The sequence below is a fragment of the Flavobacterium sp. TAB 87 genome, assembly GCF_001529295.1.
Classification (GTDB): Bacteria; Bacteroidota; Bacteroidia; order Flavobacteriales; family Flavobacteriaceae; genus Flavobacterium.
The window spans coordinates 1-15,223 of record NZ_LLWK01000017.1 but is presented as its reverse complement, the minus strand read 5'-3'; the positions used below and the strand labels follow the sequence as shown (position 1 = coordinate 15,223).

The 15,223-nt window shown below is 30.2% G+C and carries 22 protein-coding genes; 10 read left to right on the top strand and 12 right to left on the bottom strand.

Features of this window, described 5'->3' with window-relative positions; all coding sequences use genetic code 11:
* Positions 1-297, bottom strand: a 297-nt coding sequence (locus AP058_RS00385) for a transposase (protein WP_082706517.1), incomplete at its 3' end; no start/stop codon positions are given.
* 139 nt (positions 298-436) lie between these two features.
* On the opposite strand from AP058_RS00385, the gene AP058_RS00380 reads away from it, so the two are divergent.
* From AP058_RS00380 to AP058_RS00365, 5 genes are all read left to right on the top strand, one after another.
* On the top strand, positions 437-913 hold the full coding sequence (locus AP058_RS00380) for a hypothetical protein (RefSeq protein ID WP_066305480.1): 477 nt from the start codon (positions 437-439) through the stop codon (positions 911-913).
* A gap of 276 nt (positions 914-1,189) precedes the next feature.
* The gene (locus AP058_RS00375) at positions 1,190-1,579 is read left to right on the top strand and encodes a hypothetical protein (protein ID WP_157492528.1); all 390 of its coding nucleotides are present in this window, start codon (positions 1,190-1,192) and stop codon (positions 1,577-1,579) included.
* Between the two features lie 52 nt (positions 1,580-1,631).
* The gene (locus AP058_RS00370; protein WP_066305476.1) at positions 1,632-1,841 is read left to right on the top strand and encodes a hypothetical protein; all 210 of its coding nucleotides are present in this window, start codon (positions 1,632-1,634) and stop codon (positions 1,839-1,841) included.
* A gap of 4 nt (positions 1,842-1,845) precedes the next feature.
* A complete protein-coding gene (locus AP058_RS16530) occupies positions 1,846-1,989 on the top strand; it encodes a hypothetical protein (RefSeq protein WP_231739446.1) in 144 nt (47 codons plus the stop codon).
* 10 nt (positions 1,990-1,999) lie between these two features.
* Positions 2,000-2,362, top strand: coding sequence for a hypothetical protein (locus tag AP058_RS00365; protein WP_157492525.1), 363 nt, complete (start codon positions 2,000-2,002; stop codon positions 2,360-2,362).
* 4 nt (positions 2,363-2,366) lie between these two features.
* On the opposite strand, the gene AP058_RS00360 is transcribed toward AP058_RS00365, so the two are convergent.
* Positions 2,367-2,714: a hypothetical protein gene (locus AP058_RS00360; RefSeq protein ID WP_157492523.1), complete on the bottom strand. Its 348-nt coding sequence runs from the start codon at positions 2,712-2,714 to the stop codon at positions 2,367-2,369.
* Between the two features lie 105 nt (positions 2,715-2,819).
* Between AP058_RS00360 and AP058_RS16760 the strand changes: the two genes are divergently transcribed.
* The gene (locus AP058_RS16760) at positions 2,820-2,996 is read left to right on the top strand and encodes a hypothetical protein (protein WP_157492521.1); all 177 of its coding nucleotides are present in this window, start codon (positions 2,820-2,822) and stop codon (positions 2,994-2,996) included.
* Between the two features lie 13 nt (positions 2,997-3,009).
* Here AP058_RS16760 and AP058_RS00355 read toward each other — a convergent pair whose 3' ends face one another.
* Both AP058_RS00355 and AP058_RS16755 read right to left on the bottom strand, forming a co-directional pair.
* Entirely contained in the window at positions 3,010-3,201 is a 192-nt protein-coding gene (locus AP058_RS00355; RefSeq protein ID WP_066305464.1) for a hypothetical protein, read from the bottom strand.
* Between the two features lie 1,402 nt (positions 3,202-4,603).
* The gene (locus tag AP058_RS16755; RefSeq protein WP_157492519.1) at positions 4,604-4,744 is read right to left on the bottom strand and encodes a hypothetical protein; all 141 of its coding nucleotides are present in this window, start codon (positions 4,742-4,744) and stop codon (positions 4,604-4,606) included.
* Between the two features lie 33 nt (positions 4,745-4,777).
* Here AP058_RS16755 and AP058_RS00345 point away from each other — a divergent pair, with 33 nt between their 5' ends.
* Positions 4,778-5,623, top strand: a complete 846-nt coding sequence (locus AP058_RS00345; protein WP_066305458.1) for an RteC domain-containing protein — start codon at positions 4,778-4,780, stop codon at positions 5,621-5,623.
* 76 nt (positions 5,624-5,699) lie between these two features.
* On the opposite strand, the gene AP058_RS00340 is transcribed toward AP058_RS00345, so the two are convergent.
* Positions 5,700-6,029, bottom strand: coding sequence for a hypothetical protein (locus AP058_RS00340; protein WP_066305456.1), 330 nt, complete (start codon positions 6,027-6,029; stop codon positions 5,700-5,702).
* Between the two features lie 387 nt (positions 6,030-6,416).
* On the opposite strand from AP058_RS00340, the gene AP058_RS00330 reads away from it, so the two are divergent.
* The 3 genes from AP058_RS00330 to AP058_RS00320 all read left to right on the top strand — a co-directional run bounded on the left by AP058_RS00330 (position 6,417) and on the right by AP058_RS00320 (position 9,785).
* Positions 6,417-8,072, top strand: coding sequence for an AraC family transcriptional regulator (locus AP058_RS00330; protein ID WP_066305448.1), 1,656 nt, complete (start codon positions 6,417-6,419; stop codon positions 8,070-8,072).
* A 208-nt stretch (positions 8,073-8,280) separates the two neighbouring features.
* The gene (locus tag AP058_RS00325) at positions 8,281-9,021 is read left to right on the top strand and encodes a DUF3891 family protein (protein WP_066305443.1); all 741 of its coding nucleotides are present in this window, start codon (positions 8,281-8,283) and stop codon (positions 9,019-9,021) included.
* A gap of 263 nt (positions 9,022-9,284) precedes the next feature.
* Positions 9,285-9,785 (top strand): GreA/GreB family elongation factor, encoded by a 501-nt coding sequence (locus AP058_RS00320; RefSeq protein ID WP_066305440.1) that lies wholly within the window; start codon positions 9,285-9,287, stop codon positions 9,783-9,785.
* A 38-nt stretch (positions 9,786-9,823) separates the two neighbouring features.
* Here the strand turns inward: AP058_RS00320 and AP058_RS00315 are convergent, their stop codons facing one another.
* From AP058_RS00315 to AP058_RS00290, 7 genes are all read right to left on the bottom strand, one after another.
* A complete protein-coding gene (locus AP058_RS00315; RefSeq protein ID WP_066305438.1) occupies positions 9,824-10,177 on the bottom strand; it encodes a GNAT family N-acetyltransferase in 354 nt (117 codons plus the stop codon).
* Between the two features lie 56 nt (positions 10,178-10,233).
* Complete coding sequence (locus tag AP058_RS00310; RefSeq protein ID WP_066305435.1) at positions 10,234-11,058, bottom strand: IS3 family transposase; 825 nt, start codon at positions 11,056-11,058, stop codon at positions 10,234-10,236.
* Positions 11,055-11,342: a transposase gene (locus AP058_RS00305; protein ID WP_066305432.1), complete on the bottom strand. Its 288-nt coding sequence runs from the start codon at positions 11,340-11,342 to the stop codon at positions 11,055-11,057. The genes AP058_RS00310 and AP058_RS00305 overlap by 4 nt, the downstream gene beginning before the upstream one ends.
* 64 nt (positions 11,343-11,406) lie before the next feature.
* Positions 11,407-11,559 (bottom strand): hypothetical protein, encoded by a 153-nt coding sequence (locus tag AP058_RS16750; RefSeq protein ID WP_157492518.1) that lies wholly within the window; start codon positions 11,557-11,559, stop codon positions 11,407-11,409.
* Between the two features lie 195 nt (positions 11,560-11,754).
* On the bottom strand, positions 11,755-13,665 hold the full coding sequence (locus AP058_RS00300) for an AAA family ATPase (RefSeq protein WP_066305431.1): 1,911 nt from the start codon (positions 13,663-13,665) through the stop codon (positions 11,755-11,757).
* Positions 13,653-14,156: a hypothetical protein gene (locus tag AP058_RS00295; protein ID WP_066305429.1), complete on the bottom strand. Its 504-nt coding sequence runs from the start codon at positions 14,154-14,156 to the stop codon at positions 13,653-13,655. Before AP058_RS00295 ends, AP058_RS00300 begins: the two co-directional genes overlap by 13 nt.
* Entirely contained in the window at positions 14,153-15,097 is a 945-nt protein-coding gene (locus AP058_RS00290; RefSeq protein ID WP_066305428.1) for an SMEK domain-containing protein, read from the bottom strand. Before AP058_RS00290 ends, AP058_RS00295 begins: the two co-directional genes overlap by 4 nt.
* Positions 15,098-15,223 lie beyond the last annotated feature (126 nt).

The following is a 15,223-nucleotide window of genomic DNA, read 5'->3' as shown; positions in this document are numbered from 1 at the left end:
GGGAACAATACCCTCTAATAACCACTGCATTTCAATGTTTCTCAGGCATTCTTTTTCGAGTTTTCGCGAACTACGAAGGCCGTTGAGATAGCCATACAAATAAAGCTTGAGAAAAATAGTAGTTTCAAAACTAGGCCGACCTTCGCTTTTTAGTATTTGTACTTCAAAACCTAATGCCTTTAAATCAATATGCTCTACAAAAGCATCGATGAATCGGATGGGATTATCAGTAGAAATGCTAGATTCTAATGAAGAAATGGTCATTTGGTTGCGCGAAATTCCTCTGATGTGTTGCATCCTTAAAAATACGAAATTTAGTACTTTATTTCAACTGTTTTGCTATATTTGTTTGAGTAAAAACGGAGGTTTTTTCACAGACTGACGTTGTGCGTAATGCTAAAAAAAACGAAGAGAATTCAATAAATTAACTAATAATATGAATTATAATATTGAAGAATTACAAATTGAAAATCAATACAATAGAACATTAATAGAAAATGTAAATGGATTAACTTTTTTGCCAGAAAATTTTGAAACAGCACCAACGAAAAACGATTTTATATTTACTGAGTCTTTAATAGAGTTAAATAAATATTTTAAATTAAACAATGTAAAGATTATTTCTTTAGAGGGAGGTTCCGAAATATACAGAAGCAGAAAAAGCGCTGACATTTACCTTCCAGCTATTTTTATAGGCTTTTCTGCATTTGCCGAAAATCCAAATATAGTTTCTGTTGTACTAAATGTTGTATCAAGTTATATTTATGATAATTTAAAAGGAAAAATTGGTACAAAGACAGCGAAGATTGAGTTTTATATAGAGAAAAAAGAGAAGGGAAAAATCACTAAAATAGATTATAAAGGAAGTGCAGAAGGTTTGAAAGAATTAGAGAACATAATAAAATTATTATAATGTTAGTTTTTTTTAGAAAATCCAAACTTACTTGTAAAAGAGTTTAATGAAATAGCTTTTAGCGCTCAAAAAAAAGCATACATTACAATTGGTGTAGAAATTCAAAAAGATGAAATTATTGTTGTACAAAATTATATTAAAGGCCTTATTATTTTAAAAAAAGAATATGTTAATAGAAAATTAGAAAACGAAGCAAATCTTGTTTACTGTATAGAAAAGTCTTTATTAGCAATACAATATGAATTACAAATGCTTGTTAACATCAAAGAAGACAAGATGGCAGAAGCTTGGGAGAATTTAGTTAATGCGCAAGTAATTTATGGTAATGTTATTAGAAATTCTTTATTTGAGTATGAAACTCACTATAATTATTTAAATAGATTAGAGGATTATGAAAATTTGCTATTTCCGAATTTTCATTTTCAAAGTGTTGGAGGTCTAATTAAGAAAAGTCACTGCTCCATATGTAATCTAAAATCAGGAGATTGTGACCACATAAAAGGTAAACTTTATTTTGGAGAATTATGTACACGAATAATTACAGAAATGGAATTGGAAGAATATTCATTGGTTGAAAATCCCGCAAATAAACATTGTAGAGTAATATCAATAGAACAGAATGGAATAAAGATTGATATTCTAACTTTACGTGAAATTAAAAATTAATAAAAGCACTACGCACAACAGCTAAGGCTTCGTTGCGTCTGAAAGACGAACAATGAAGCCGCGGTTGAACGGAACCGATTACATTCCGTCAACTGCGTATTACGAATCGAGACACTACGAAGATAAAACCAAACAGAAAATTAGAATAAGCGCTCAGGAGGAAGAAATATTTAATTTTACAAGATTGTATAGCAATTGGTTAAATAAAGAAACAGGGGGAGGAGAAACTTACTTTTACCATGATTACCACCGAGGCAAATGAAAAAATGAGGTACGTTGATAATGTTAAAAAAAGAATGACCGTAATGCTCAAAAAAGAAGACGAAAATAAATGGCTTAGTGGAAGTCCACAAATTTCACAGTTTGCTTTTCCTTACGAAGCTCCACTGATTGCTTTTCCAACAACTTAAAAAAATACTTATGGACCATTTTAACGGTGTTACCAATGATGATTTTATTGCTTATTTTTTAGTCGATCTGCATTGTCGAATGGAGTTGACACAGTATACTTATCCGCATGAATTTATGGAACCACAAGATGCGATGGATGATCATGTCATTCGCTGTCAAAATATTCTAACAGATTATGTGAGAGAAACAATTAACGAAGCAATCTATGAACAAGGGATAATTATGAAAGGGGACGAAATTAATTACATATACGATCAGAAGGTTGCAGAGCTTTATCCTCTTATCCAGCCGTTAATTTACAAATACTATGAAGACGTAAAAGTAACCTACATTGAATTTAATGAAAAAGGTGAAGATAACGATGTCGAGTAATATTTTAAATATAAATTGTAACGTCTTTAATACCCGCCATTATTTCACTTTTAGCACCAGTATTAAAAAGGGTGTCTAATAAATGTCTAGCTTCTTCTTTAGTTAATAAATGATATTCCATTTCTTGAACTGTACTGAAATAGAACTCAAAAAATGATTTGGCAGATTCAGCTGCTTTCATTTCTTCATTTTCATAATCCGTTGGGTTATCAAGCTCTACTCCAAAATACTCAGTAGTAATTTCCGTTTGATTAATTATTTTTAGTATAAAGTCGGCATTAACACCTTCGGGCATGTCAATCTTCGATGTAGATAAAATTAGAGTGTGATCGTACATTGTTTTTTTTGACAAAAATAAATAATTTTTTATAATGTAGCAATATTGTTACAATTTAGAACAGGATATCCAGAAGCCGAAGAAGGATAATGAATTAATTTTACAAAAAATCACAACCTCATGACAAGTCCTTCAAAAACATTTACCAAAGTACCCGAGATACAAAGAGCCGAAGAAAACTTTCAAAGTGTGATTCTAAAACTCTTAAACAACGAGATCACAATCGAAGAGTTTGAAAAATCACACAAACTACTCTTTAGTGTATGTGATCAATTTGGTTCTCATGTAATAAAATAAAAATTCCTTCCAGTCAAGTTGGAGTTTTGTTGGATAGATAGTTATCGATAATCGTATTAATTGTGGTTTCTTTTAAATCGAATTCTATAGCTATTTGCGAGATACTATTTAATTTACTAAAACGCCATTGCTCTATGATTTTTGTGCGAGTAGTGTCTGAGACAAGCTCTTTTACTTCTCTTGATTTTTTAACTAATTTTCCCATAGCAGTAGAGTATTATCATTATTGCAATGAAAGATGTAACAAAACCAATACCAAACCAAGTCACCCTTAAAACTCTCAAATCATATTTGTCTGGCTTCTTATTTATACGGTATTTGTCTTTTATTTTTTCTGAAATCATGTTTTTTTTTAAGTAATTGCGAACGACATTTTTAAATCTTTCGGAATAAATTAGAAAGTCACAATGACTTTTTTAACTTTGCAATTTTGCAAAATTACGATCTATGTATTATTAAATTGACTCGAAGGAGTTATTTATTAACTGGTAATAGTTTGTTTTGAATGCTTGTGCGATATTACATAAAAATAAAATGGACAAAGTACTATGCAACGAAATTCCATATATTGAAATATTACTTCTAATATTAGGTACTGTTAAGTGCATTTTAATTTGGAGAGTTCAACATCAAAAAGATAAAATTAAAGATATTTAAAGCCAACTATCAGAGAAAAAGTATCAGTTATACTCTCAATTATTGTATTTTATTTTTGATAGTATGAATGCCACAAAATTTGGTAAACCTCTGCCTGAAAAAAAATTAATAAAACGTATGTCGAATATTAAAAAAGACATGTTTCTTTATTCGCCAGATGATGCTTTTAAAACTTTCACAAAGTGGACCCTAGTATCAAATAAAAACGAAAATTTAACAACTCATTTTAAAATATGTTTTGAAGTCATGTAGAAAAAACGATGAGCCTGACCATCATTTTCCAGTTTGTATTGACCTTTAAAATTTAATAATCAAACATCTATTGAATTTGTTGCTATAACTCTGAAAATTAGAGTCTTATTATCATACTATCAATGATTATACATACTATAATTTACTGCTCACTTTAAGTTGGAATTGGGTGGTCAATATAACTAGAATTTGCAATGTACCGAATAATGCTCAAAACGATGCTTTATTTACAATAAAATGCGCAATAGCCACCCCCATTAATACCAAAAAGTGAGTGTTTTTATGCCATTTTTCACATCTAAAATTTTAAAATTTTTATCAACATAGTTGGTAACATGTCTATTAGAATTCAGATAGTATTCGAAGTACTTCATTGTAGCAATTTCATTATACATTAAGCTATTTATCCTGCTCTTCGAGGTTTCCCCGATCGCTCGGATATGTTAGTTATCAATCGGTTCGTTAGCGCATAGTTGCATTCAGTACCCGCTATTCGAAGTCTTCACTAAAACATTATCGAAACATGGAATACGGTACGAAGTCTTCTGGCTTAGTACCGTCTAGTGTACGTTTACAACAAGTACCAACTTCCTTTTAAAACGTTTTAAAGCATTTGTAACGCGACTTATTGACGTCAATATTTGTATAGCAACAGATTCAGTATTTCAATCAAAGGTGAATAGACTTTTCTCTGCTTATTAGGCGTTATCGTCTAATATTTCAATCAAATTTCCACTATGCAATTCGGGAATTTCAATATTCAATTCGGGAATTGAATACAGAACCATTTGTACCCTTGCTGTCAGACCAATAGATTTGTCAAAGTATCTAATACTCACATCAGTACAATTGGCAAACCTTAATAACCTAAAATGAAATTGTTTTCTCAATCCCTCTTATCCGAATTAGAACATCAGTTAGACAAAATACATCTGGAAATGAAAGAGCCGGTCCAATATGCGGAGGAGGCTATAAAGATTACGATATCCATTTTAGAAAAACTAAAAACATATTGCCTAAAATACAAATTCCAAGATAAAAATGAGGAGATTGAATTTTTCCGGAATATCAAACCTATGTTTGCTGCAAAGCTCATTTATTATAATGAAATCTATACTATTGAAACCAATAAACCCTACGGTTCTAAAAAAACCCTTCGTAAATACTACAACAATGAATTATTAAAATTAAAAACATTCTTCGAAGATAATCAGGAATTTTACCGCTACCACCGTACAAATAATCGATGCCTTGACAAAAAGTATTTTGTAAGAGGTAAATATGACATTAAACTCACACTGGATAGTTTTTACTTTCAAGCTGACCAGAGTTTCTCAACTTCACATGACTATAAATTGGCAAAAATTTTGGCCAATGATTTAATTAAATCCTACATAGAATCGGAAATTACAAAGTTAGGACATAACAGCGACCAGCTACAGCCAACTATTCTATCTTCCAAAAAACAGAAATGGACAGGCTCAAAAGTTGAATTAATTGAAGTAATCTACGCATTACATACAGAAGGTGTTTTTAATAATGGAAAATCCAGTCTAAAAGAAGTGGTAAGTTATTTTGAATCCGCTTTTGATATAGACTTGGGGCAATTCCACCGCGTTTTCATCGAAATCCGCAACAGAAAAATGGAAAAAACCAAATTCATAAATACCCTCAAAAACAAACTCATCAACCGTATGGACGAAGCAGATGAAAATTAAAAAAGGCTACTCAAAATGAGTAACCTTGTTACAACAGACTGTATAAACTGTCTATAATAAAACTGAAAGCTAGTTCCTACTCGTTACCTAAACGGGTGATAAGCTTTTTCCAGTCAGGGTCAATAATATCATCTTCATCAGTGGTCGAATAAGTCGTAATGCTATCCGGTATATGATAAGCCTCAGATAACGTAGCGGGGCTAAGCACTCCTGATGCATCCTTGACCGCACTTTTATTGGACACCAAATCCACTTTTTTGGGTTCATGATAAGAATTCTCATTTTTCCCACCTACCTTATCTAAAGTATCATCTGATACAAAAACCGAATCGGTAGTACAGGAATTAAGTGCAAATAAAAAGGAAACGCATAGTGTAGTGCTAAAACATAAATTGAATTTTTTCATTTTGGTTAATGTTTTTAAATGTTACTGATTATTTTTTTTCATCAGTTCATTTCTCCCGGGGTAATTTGAACAATGTTGGTGTTGGTTTTACTCATAACAAAACCGTTTGAATTCAGGGCAAAACTAATGGCTCGTTTCTCTCCAAGCAAGCCCACAACTGTTCTATTCGGGAATCTAACATATGTAATTCCAGAATTGAACACAGAAAATTTACCACTAAACAACAACTATACAGTAAGTTATACTCCAGAAAATGAAAAAATCCTTTATTAAGGTAATTCTTGTATCAATTAATTTATTTTAGTTACATTTAGTGCATAGGAATAGAATAACGTAGTTAACAAGTCCTGTATTTTCTAATCAGTAAGCCCCCAATCTCTTAGATATATGACGAAAAAATACTTACTTGTACTATGGGTAGGCCTGTTTCATAATGCCTATACGCAACAAAATAATTTGGTGATTTCAGACAGTCTTTCCGCTAAAAACTATGAATATTTTAGCAACAACATACGATATGAGGAAAAAGATAGCATCAAAGAAAGGTTGTATGCACAATCTTGGTTAGCTAAAGCAAAACGAGAGAAAAATTTCTGTCAAATGACACAGTCTTATAAAGCTTTAATTTATTCAAGCGATAATAAACTACAACTAAAATATGCCGATAGTATGCTGACAGCAGCGAAAAGTACAGCTGACATCGAATTAATCGGATCGGCATACATGACAAAAGGGATTGTACAGTACGATCGCAAAGAACACATGAATGCGCTCGATAGCTATCTGATAGCAGACGAATATATTTCAAAGACAAACAACCACTATCTAATATATAAAGTAAAATATGTTATTGCTCAGGTCAAGTATTACCTTGGATTTTACGATGAGGCAACAGCATTATTTCAAGAATGCGTCAACTATTTCAAGGGAAAAAATGACCGTGCCTATCTGAATTCTCTTCATTCTTTAGGACTTTGTTACAACCGAATAGGTAAATATAAGCTGTGTAGCCAGATCAATCAAACGGGAATAAGCGAGGGATTGCGCTTTAAAAATTTAGAAATGCAGTCCTACTTTATTCACTCGGAAGGCGTAAATCAGTATTTCCAACACAATTATACGGACGCAATAAAAAAATTGAAAAAAGTACTGCCTATTGTAATTGATAATAAAGACTTTATAAACGAAACAACCGCTTATTTTTATATCGGTAAAAGCTTTTGGGATCAAAAATTGCAGGAAAAAGCACTACCCTATTTAAAAAAGATAGATGAAGCGTTCCAAAAACAAAAGTACATACGTCCTCATTTGCGGGAAGCCTATGAAATATTAATAGATTATTATCAGCAACAAAGCGACAAAGCATTAGAGTTATATTATGTCAAATGTCTTTTAGAAGTGGATCAAGTGCTGCTAAAGGATTACAAATACCTTTCAGGCAAAATACACAAAGAATACGACACAAAAAAATTACTTCAAAGGCAAAGAAACATTGAACAATACTGGACAGTTATAATCTGCATTATAATTACAGTAATGACAGCGATCATAGCGCTATTGGCGCACAGACACAATAAAAATAAAAAATTATTCCAAGAGCTGATGAACCGGAAACCGGAAACATCCAAATTATTTGTAGCAAACGGAAGTAAAGAACTCGATATCAATCATGAACTAGTTGCTGCAATTCTAAAAAAATTGGAAAAATTCGAATACAGTAAAAAGTATCTCGAAAAAGAGATGAATTTATTAAAATTGGCTTCTCTATTAAATACAAATACCAAATATGCTTACAAAATAATTGCAAAATACCGTCACAAAGGAACCATTGAATATATCACTGATCTTAAAATTGATCATATCATAGAATTGCTTAAAAGTGAAAATAAATACCGTATTTACAAAAACAAATCCTTAGCAGACGAAGCTGGCTTTGGCTCTACGCAAAACTTCACAAGAGCATTTAAAACCCGTACAGGGATATCCCCAAGCTATTTCTGTACTGAATTAAACAAATCTTTAACAGCAGACATTTTAAAATAATTGTAAGGTGAATTTAAATAATTCTATTGCCTCGTCAGTAAAGGATCGTAGTTTCTGCTTTTCGAAGTAAATTGAGGCTCTGGTTGACTTTTAAATTTTCATATTGCTAATTCTTTTTTTCGGAAATAATGATTAAATTGGCTGATTTGAATAAAGCCCCTTCAATTACTAAATTTTTTTTTAATGTAAACGTTAATGATATTCAATTATGATTGTAGCATCACACAATAAAGGTTGGAGAATTATTACTCAGCGCTCTCATGGCCTTCTAGCTGCTATGATTGCTTACCAATATGACATTAAATTACCTAATGATGTAATTGTTCCAACACTTATCGCAATAGCGGAACACGATGATGGTGTTGCAGAAACTTTAGAAAACAAAAATCTAACCGACGCTGGAGCACCTAGAAATTTTTTAGTAAGTGATAATTCAAGTAAGACTGAACTAAAGCAATATTTAAACGTTATGGAGCTAGCTACTTCAAAATGCCAGTTAAACGCCTTATTAACCTCTATGCATTTAAATTTTATCTTTGGTGGCATTAATGAGGAAAATGATTCTAAGCTAAATTTATTTCTAAAGGAACAAGAAACTAATCGTAAACAAATACTAAAGCACCTTAATATTGATAAAAAGTATTCTGAACGTTTATACAGATTAGTTGAATGGTGCGATGCATTTTCTTTACTAATTTGTTTGGATAAGATTCAACCTGAAGGTAGAAAAATGGAAGTATCTGAAAGTCCCGATGGAGATATAAATAAGGTTTTTTATAAAGATGAAAAGGTCATATCATTAGAGCCTTGGGTCTTCAAAGAGAACTCCTTTACCGTTTTTTATGAATACAAGATTGTAGAACAGTTAAAATTTGCTTCGGTAGAAGAATTTAATAAAATTTGTAGCGAAGCACCAGTGCAAAGAGAAGAATTTATTTTTTCGAAGTAATTGTTAAAGTCAAAAATTTACAAAGTGGTTAGTTACTGCGAAATTATGCAGAATAATAACTTACGTAAAAGATCTACATAGATTGAGATTAATTCCACTTCATTTATGTTGCCTAATATTCTTCAGCTTGATCAATCTTATAAAAAGTAGTTAGCTTCAAGATCTCGTATTATAAAAAAAATAAGTTTCCTAAGAAATTTTTTAAAACCACCTCAAATTACTAAATTAGTTATAAACTGCCTAACGGCGATTAACAAAAGGATATGAGCAGAGGATTTGTCAGGGAATGCGACCAAGAGGAATTACCAATAGTTCCACCACGTGCTGATTTACCATCAGACTTAGTTAACTACGTAACAGACACTGGATATGAAGAGTTATTGCTTGAGCGCGAAAATATGATATACGAGCGTGATAATCTTTTTATTCCAGATGAAAATGAAAAGCGTATAACTATTAATTTGATTAACGCTAAATTAAATCTGCTTTCAAATCGAATTACAACAGCTAAAATAATTATTACTTCAAAGCAGCCAAAAAGCAAGGTCTGTTTTGGAGCTGAAGTCTTCTTTTGCGTAGACTCAGATCCTCAAATTAATAACTATAAAATTGTAGGGGTAGATGAGGCAAATATTGCAAAAGGGAAAATAGCATTTAACTCTCCTGTAGCAAAAATTATGATAGATAAAAAAGTAGGTGACATTGCAATACTGAAATTGGAAAATACAGAAAAAACTTTTAAAATTATATCAATTAGATATTAAAAATACGTGTAGCCACTTTTACGTGCACTTGGCGAAAATTAATATGCAAACACATTAAAGTCTTTATTATTAAAGTTAAAATTGCCAACTTTTTTAATTCCCATTTTTATGTGCGCTCTTAAAGAAGCTTCATTGTTACTTTCAATAAATAGTATTCCTTCCCGATTTGGTTCTTGAAGTAAAAGTTCTTTAAACATAAGTTGAGCAACTCCTTTTCCACGTTGTGTTTTACTAACGCAGACAGGGCCATAAATATATGAGTCAATATTACCTTGATAAGACTTAAACATTTCATCAACAATTGGAACATTCCTTTTTTCATGAACAGCTTGTGATGTTGCTAAAAGAAAACCAACTATTTCTTGATTTATATATGCTACAATTTGAGGCATATCTTTTATTCTACCCTCATTTCTTTAGACCACAATTAGTTGTTTCTTAATTGTTTTTATGCTGCTAATTTATACTTTTCAAATGGCTTTTTAAGTTCGATTCCTTGGTGACTTCTGTTGTGATATCTCAATAACCATTTTTGTATTCCCAGATAAAGCTCTAATCCATCTTTCGCAGGATTTAAAAATATATGCTGATATTTTAATGTTCTCCAAAACCGCTCAATGAAGATATTGTCTAAACATCTGCCTTTCCCGTCCATCGATATTTTTATATCTTCTTTTTTCAAATATTCTACATAGCTGTGACAAGAGAATTGAGTGCCCTGGTCGGAGTTTAATATAGCCGGTTTACCATGAATATTTATGGCTTCCTGAACAACTTTTAAGGATTCTGAAGCTTCCAGAGAATTGCTAATTCCCCAACCAACAATATATCTGCTGTACACGTCTATCACTGCTGTCATGTACATAAATCCATTTTTCATGGGTATGTAGGTAATGTCTATTTGCCACACCTGATTGGGTTTATAAATTTCCAAATCCCTCAATAAATACGGATAAATATATCTATTCTCCCCTTTTTGTGTGAGCATCCTTCGAGGATAGATCGGCATGATAGACGCCTTTCGCATCAACCGACGAACTCTTTCGTAGCTCATGTTTATTTCTTTTTCTTTCAGCATACACTTCATCGTAATCACTCCCGCAGTAGGTTCCTGCATGATATGCTGATCCATAAGTTTCATAGCTTCCAGGTTTTCAGGATTTTCACCTTTAGCACAGTAATAAAAACTAGACCTGTTGATCTCTAAAAGCTCACACTGTTCCCGAATACTTATTTCAGAATCTTGTTCAATTAAAACTCTAAAATCTATCATAGACCCAAGCGTTTTAAGTTTTTTTTTAAGAATTCTTTCTCCATCTCCAGCTTACCAATTTTTGCATAAAGCTCTGAAACATCTGTCTCCGGAATCTCTTTTTGGACTTTTTCTTCAAATATCAATGCAGAATTTTGTAAAAACTCTTGTTTCCAGATAGAGATCTGGTTGGGATGCAATTCAAACTTCAATGCCAATTGCTGCAGTGTTTCTCTTTCTTTTAAAGCTTCGATTACTACCTTGGCTTTAAAACTACCATCAAATTTTCTTCTCGTTTTTCTCATGTTTTTTCCGACTATTTAAAGTTAATAATTTCAACTTAAATAGTGGTCCAATTTTTCAAGGGTATTATACTTTCATCATTTCTTCAATTTGATTTATATTCAATTCGCTTGATAAAGTTCCTCCTTTGGACTTTTGATTTTCAGATTGAAGTTTAACAATCCCTTCTAAGTCAATTGAGTTTGCTATTTTTATAATAATATTATCTGCTTTAAACATAAAATACGAAGTTATTAGCAATATTGTTTTTTAGTGTTATAAATAATTATATGATTAATTTTAAACTGTTGCGGGAAGGTTACACACGTTTAGTATATGAAAAGTAGGCGATTTCGAAGTGCTAAACTTTCGGTTAAGTACAAAGTTTGATACGAGCCCAAACCATTGAATCTACTACTATTTCGCCTGTTTTTTTTATACATTGTTATTGGCATTCTTTTCTTTTAGTATGAATATTCCTTTAATTTTATTAAACCTATCTTTAATGTTATCTTTGAAAGAGTCAGGGTATTTATTTAAACCAGTTGTCAGTATTATTTGATACTCTTTTTTACTATTTTTTCCTTGTTCAATAGCAAAATTGAGTAAATCTAAATCCTTTTTTAAATTATCTTTATCTATACCTGAATCCTCAGGTGTATCTATGATTAATAAACCTGGATGTTTTACAGATTCATTTTTTAAGGATAAAGCTAAAATTGTAAAATAATACATTAATCTTAAAGGAACATCAGCGCTTTTGTTTTTATAAACTCCTCCATCAATAATTGGCATATAATCGTCATCAATTTCCGCAATTTCTGCACCTGCTGAAGATTTTTGAAGTAAATCAGAGTAGATTTCGTTGAATTCAGTAATTAAAGATTTGTTTTGTGAAACAAATTCAAGATGAAGTGCTCTAAATTCCTTGCTTTTAGATTTATATTTTTCATTTATAGAATCAAACGTTTCTTCTAATTTTTCTTTATTTATTGAAATTTCTAAAAGGTATTCAAACTTATCTACATCCTTTTTTGTTTCTAATATTTTATCATTCAAACTATCTACTAATTCAGTATTTCCCGAAAACTCTATTGAACTAATAAGTTTTTTTAGCTTTATAGTTAAGTCATTTGATTTTTTTGATAAAGCTATTAATTCATTTTTAATACTTGTTATTTGTTTAAAATATGAGTCTAAGGCAATTTGAAGAGTTTCTATGCTTTTGGATTTATGTTTTAAAATAACCTCATATTCGTTAGAATTATATACAAACTTTTCATAATTCTCATCTTTAATTTCAGAACCACAAAGACAATGATTTGTTTTAGGTTCATGATTTGACATACAAAAAGGGCATAGTTTAAATGAAAATAAATTTAACTTATCATTAGTGAAGATTATTTTCTCAATTTCTTTAATTTCACTTTGTTGATTTTCATATAGTTTTGAGATGTTATTGTACTCAATTTGAAAACCATTAAGTTTTATATTATTTTCTGAAATTTTTAAATCGGTTTGAATTAATTCATCTTGAACTCCATTAATAAATTCAGCTTTTTCGTCAATCTTTGTATTTGAACTTAAATATAATTTTCTTTCTGAATACACTTTCTCTAGTGTTTCATTGTAAGTTTTAAGTTTATTTTCAATTCCATTCTTTTCTAAATCTACACCATTATATTTTTCGTTAAAATCATTTAATGAAGATAATGCAGAATCCTTTTTCTTAGTTATTATTTTTAACTCATCATGTTTTTTGAAATATTCATCAGATGATATCCCAAGTAAAACTTCAAAAACTGTTTTTCTGATTATTAATGAATCAGAAACGAAATTTGAATCTATTGGTGCTTTGTATATTTTCTTAGATTCTGTGTCTTGGTCATAAATTATTAACCTTAATAAATCGCTAAAGTTTAATTTCCAAGAATATGTCCCCATATTGAGTTCGGAAATAGAAATATCTAATTTTTCTAATAACCAATCGGAAAATATTTTATTTTGATTTCTCTTAATAGGAAGTATGCTGATTTCACCATTGTCATTAATGAAAATATCATTTTTATTAATGAATCTTTTAAGCTGATATTTTTTAGAATTTATTAGAATATCTAGCTCTACAAAATTATTTGTATCATTAACTATTTCGGTATATTTTTTATTGTGATCTTTTTCAAAATACTTAATATTATTACCTAAACAATATTCTATAAAATACGTGAATGTACTTTTCCCTGAGCCATTATCTCCAACAATCAAATTTATGCCGTTGGTAAGCAATGGTGATTCATAAACATATTTATCACCAGAATATTTAACTTTTTCTATGATTAAACTTCCCATGTAATAATATTGTTTTTTGTGAAAATTGTGTCAACCATTTTTTTTACAGTAATTCCTTTTAATCTACTAATATTTGATTGTAAAAACTGAATATTATTTATCTCGTTTTCAAAGAAGGTTTTATCCAAAAAATCTTTTGGAATATTCTCTTCATTAATCCAAATATCAAATGATTGGTGAATGTGATTTATACTCATTCCAATAAATTTCCTGTTTCTTAGAATAATTAAAAGATGAGATATTAATTGTTTTTTTAATTGAGCTTGGGAATATATTTTAGCCAATTCATTTTGGTCATAACTATTAAAATTAGGGTTCAAATTTATAAAATGAACTAGATAGGCAATTTTCCTAAAGTCTTTAAAACTTGAACTTTCAGAGTTGGCATTAAATTGATTTAACACAAGTAAAATGTTGTATGCTAGAAAGTTGTAATCCTCTTTCTGGATATACATCAATCTTCTTTTTGCGTTTTCTTTTGTAGCAATCATATGTAAATACCTTTTTCATCAAAAGAAAGATAGCATTCATCTATTAATGCTAATACTATTTTTTTTAATGTGTCTCTGTTTTTAAATGGATAAGAGTAATCTTTTGTTCTTTCCTCTATGACTTTATATGCTTGTTCAGTATAGTTTGTGATAAAGTTATTGATGTCTGTATGTGATAATTCTTTTTTCTCATTTTCATCACAGAAGTCTAAAAGTTCTTTCTGACAAATTTCAAAAACTCTATATTTCATAGCACTTATTTCTCTATCTGAATAGTTGCTTAATTCCACCTTTCCCGAAGCAATTTCTCTACAATACATTTCAATTCTTGCATTACGGATATTTGAATTTACGTCTAGTAATTTATCTTTAAAATTCCGAATATCTTTTTGTTCTAAAATATCCCATAGTTCAGTAGCTGAATCATCTTCTGTTTTTATTTTGGTAATAATTTTAGGAATTACTTCATTTATCAAGATTTGTTGAATTTGGTCAATTTCATGACTTTTACAGTCATTGATTTTTTCAATTATCATACTGAAATCCCATTCTTCAAATTCAAAACGTCCGTTAATTTCGGTGTCGAAAGTTATAGTTCTTTTTGGTTTTTGTATTACACCAAATAACATAATTACTTTTTTGTATTTGTACTCATCTTTATATTTTGAAATTGTTTCTCGAACTTTTTTAGGCGTTGTTGTAGATGTTACTTGAAAAGCAATATCATTAATGTTATCTCCTAAATCAATAGAAGTAAAATTACCTTCTTCTGTATTTAAATTAATAAAATGACGGTCTGAGTATATAATATTTAATATATCCCTAAGAATATTTTCCAAATGAATATTTATATCTTGAAGATTCAGATGGGAATACAGTTTGATTTGACTTTCTAGCAAAGCAAAGGCACTTATTATTATGTCGATTTTTACTCTTGCCATTCAGTTTTTGTTAGATTGCCTACAACGTCAGTCTGTGAAAAAACCTCCGTTTTTACTCAAACAAATATAGTAAAACAGTTGAAATAAAGTACTAAATTTCGTATTTTTAAGAATGCAACACATCAC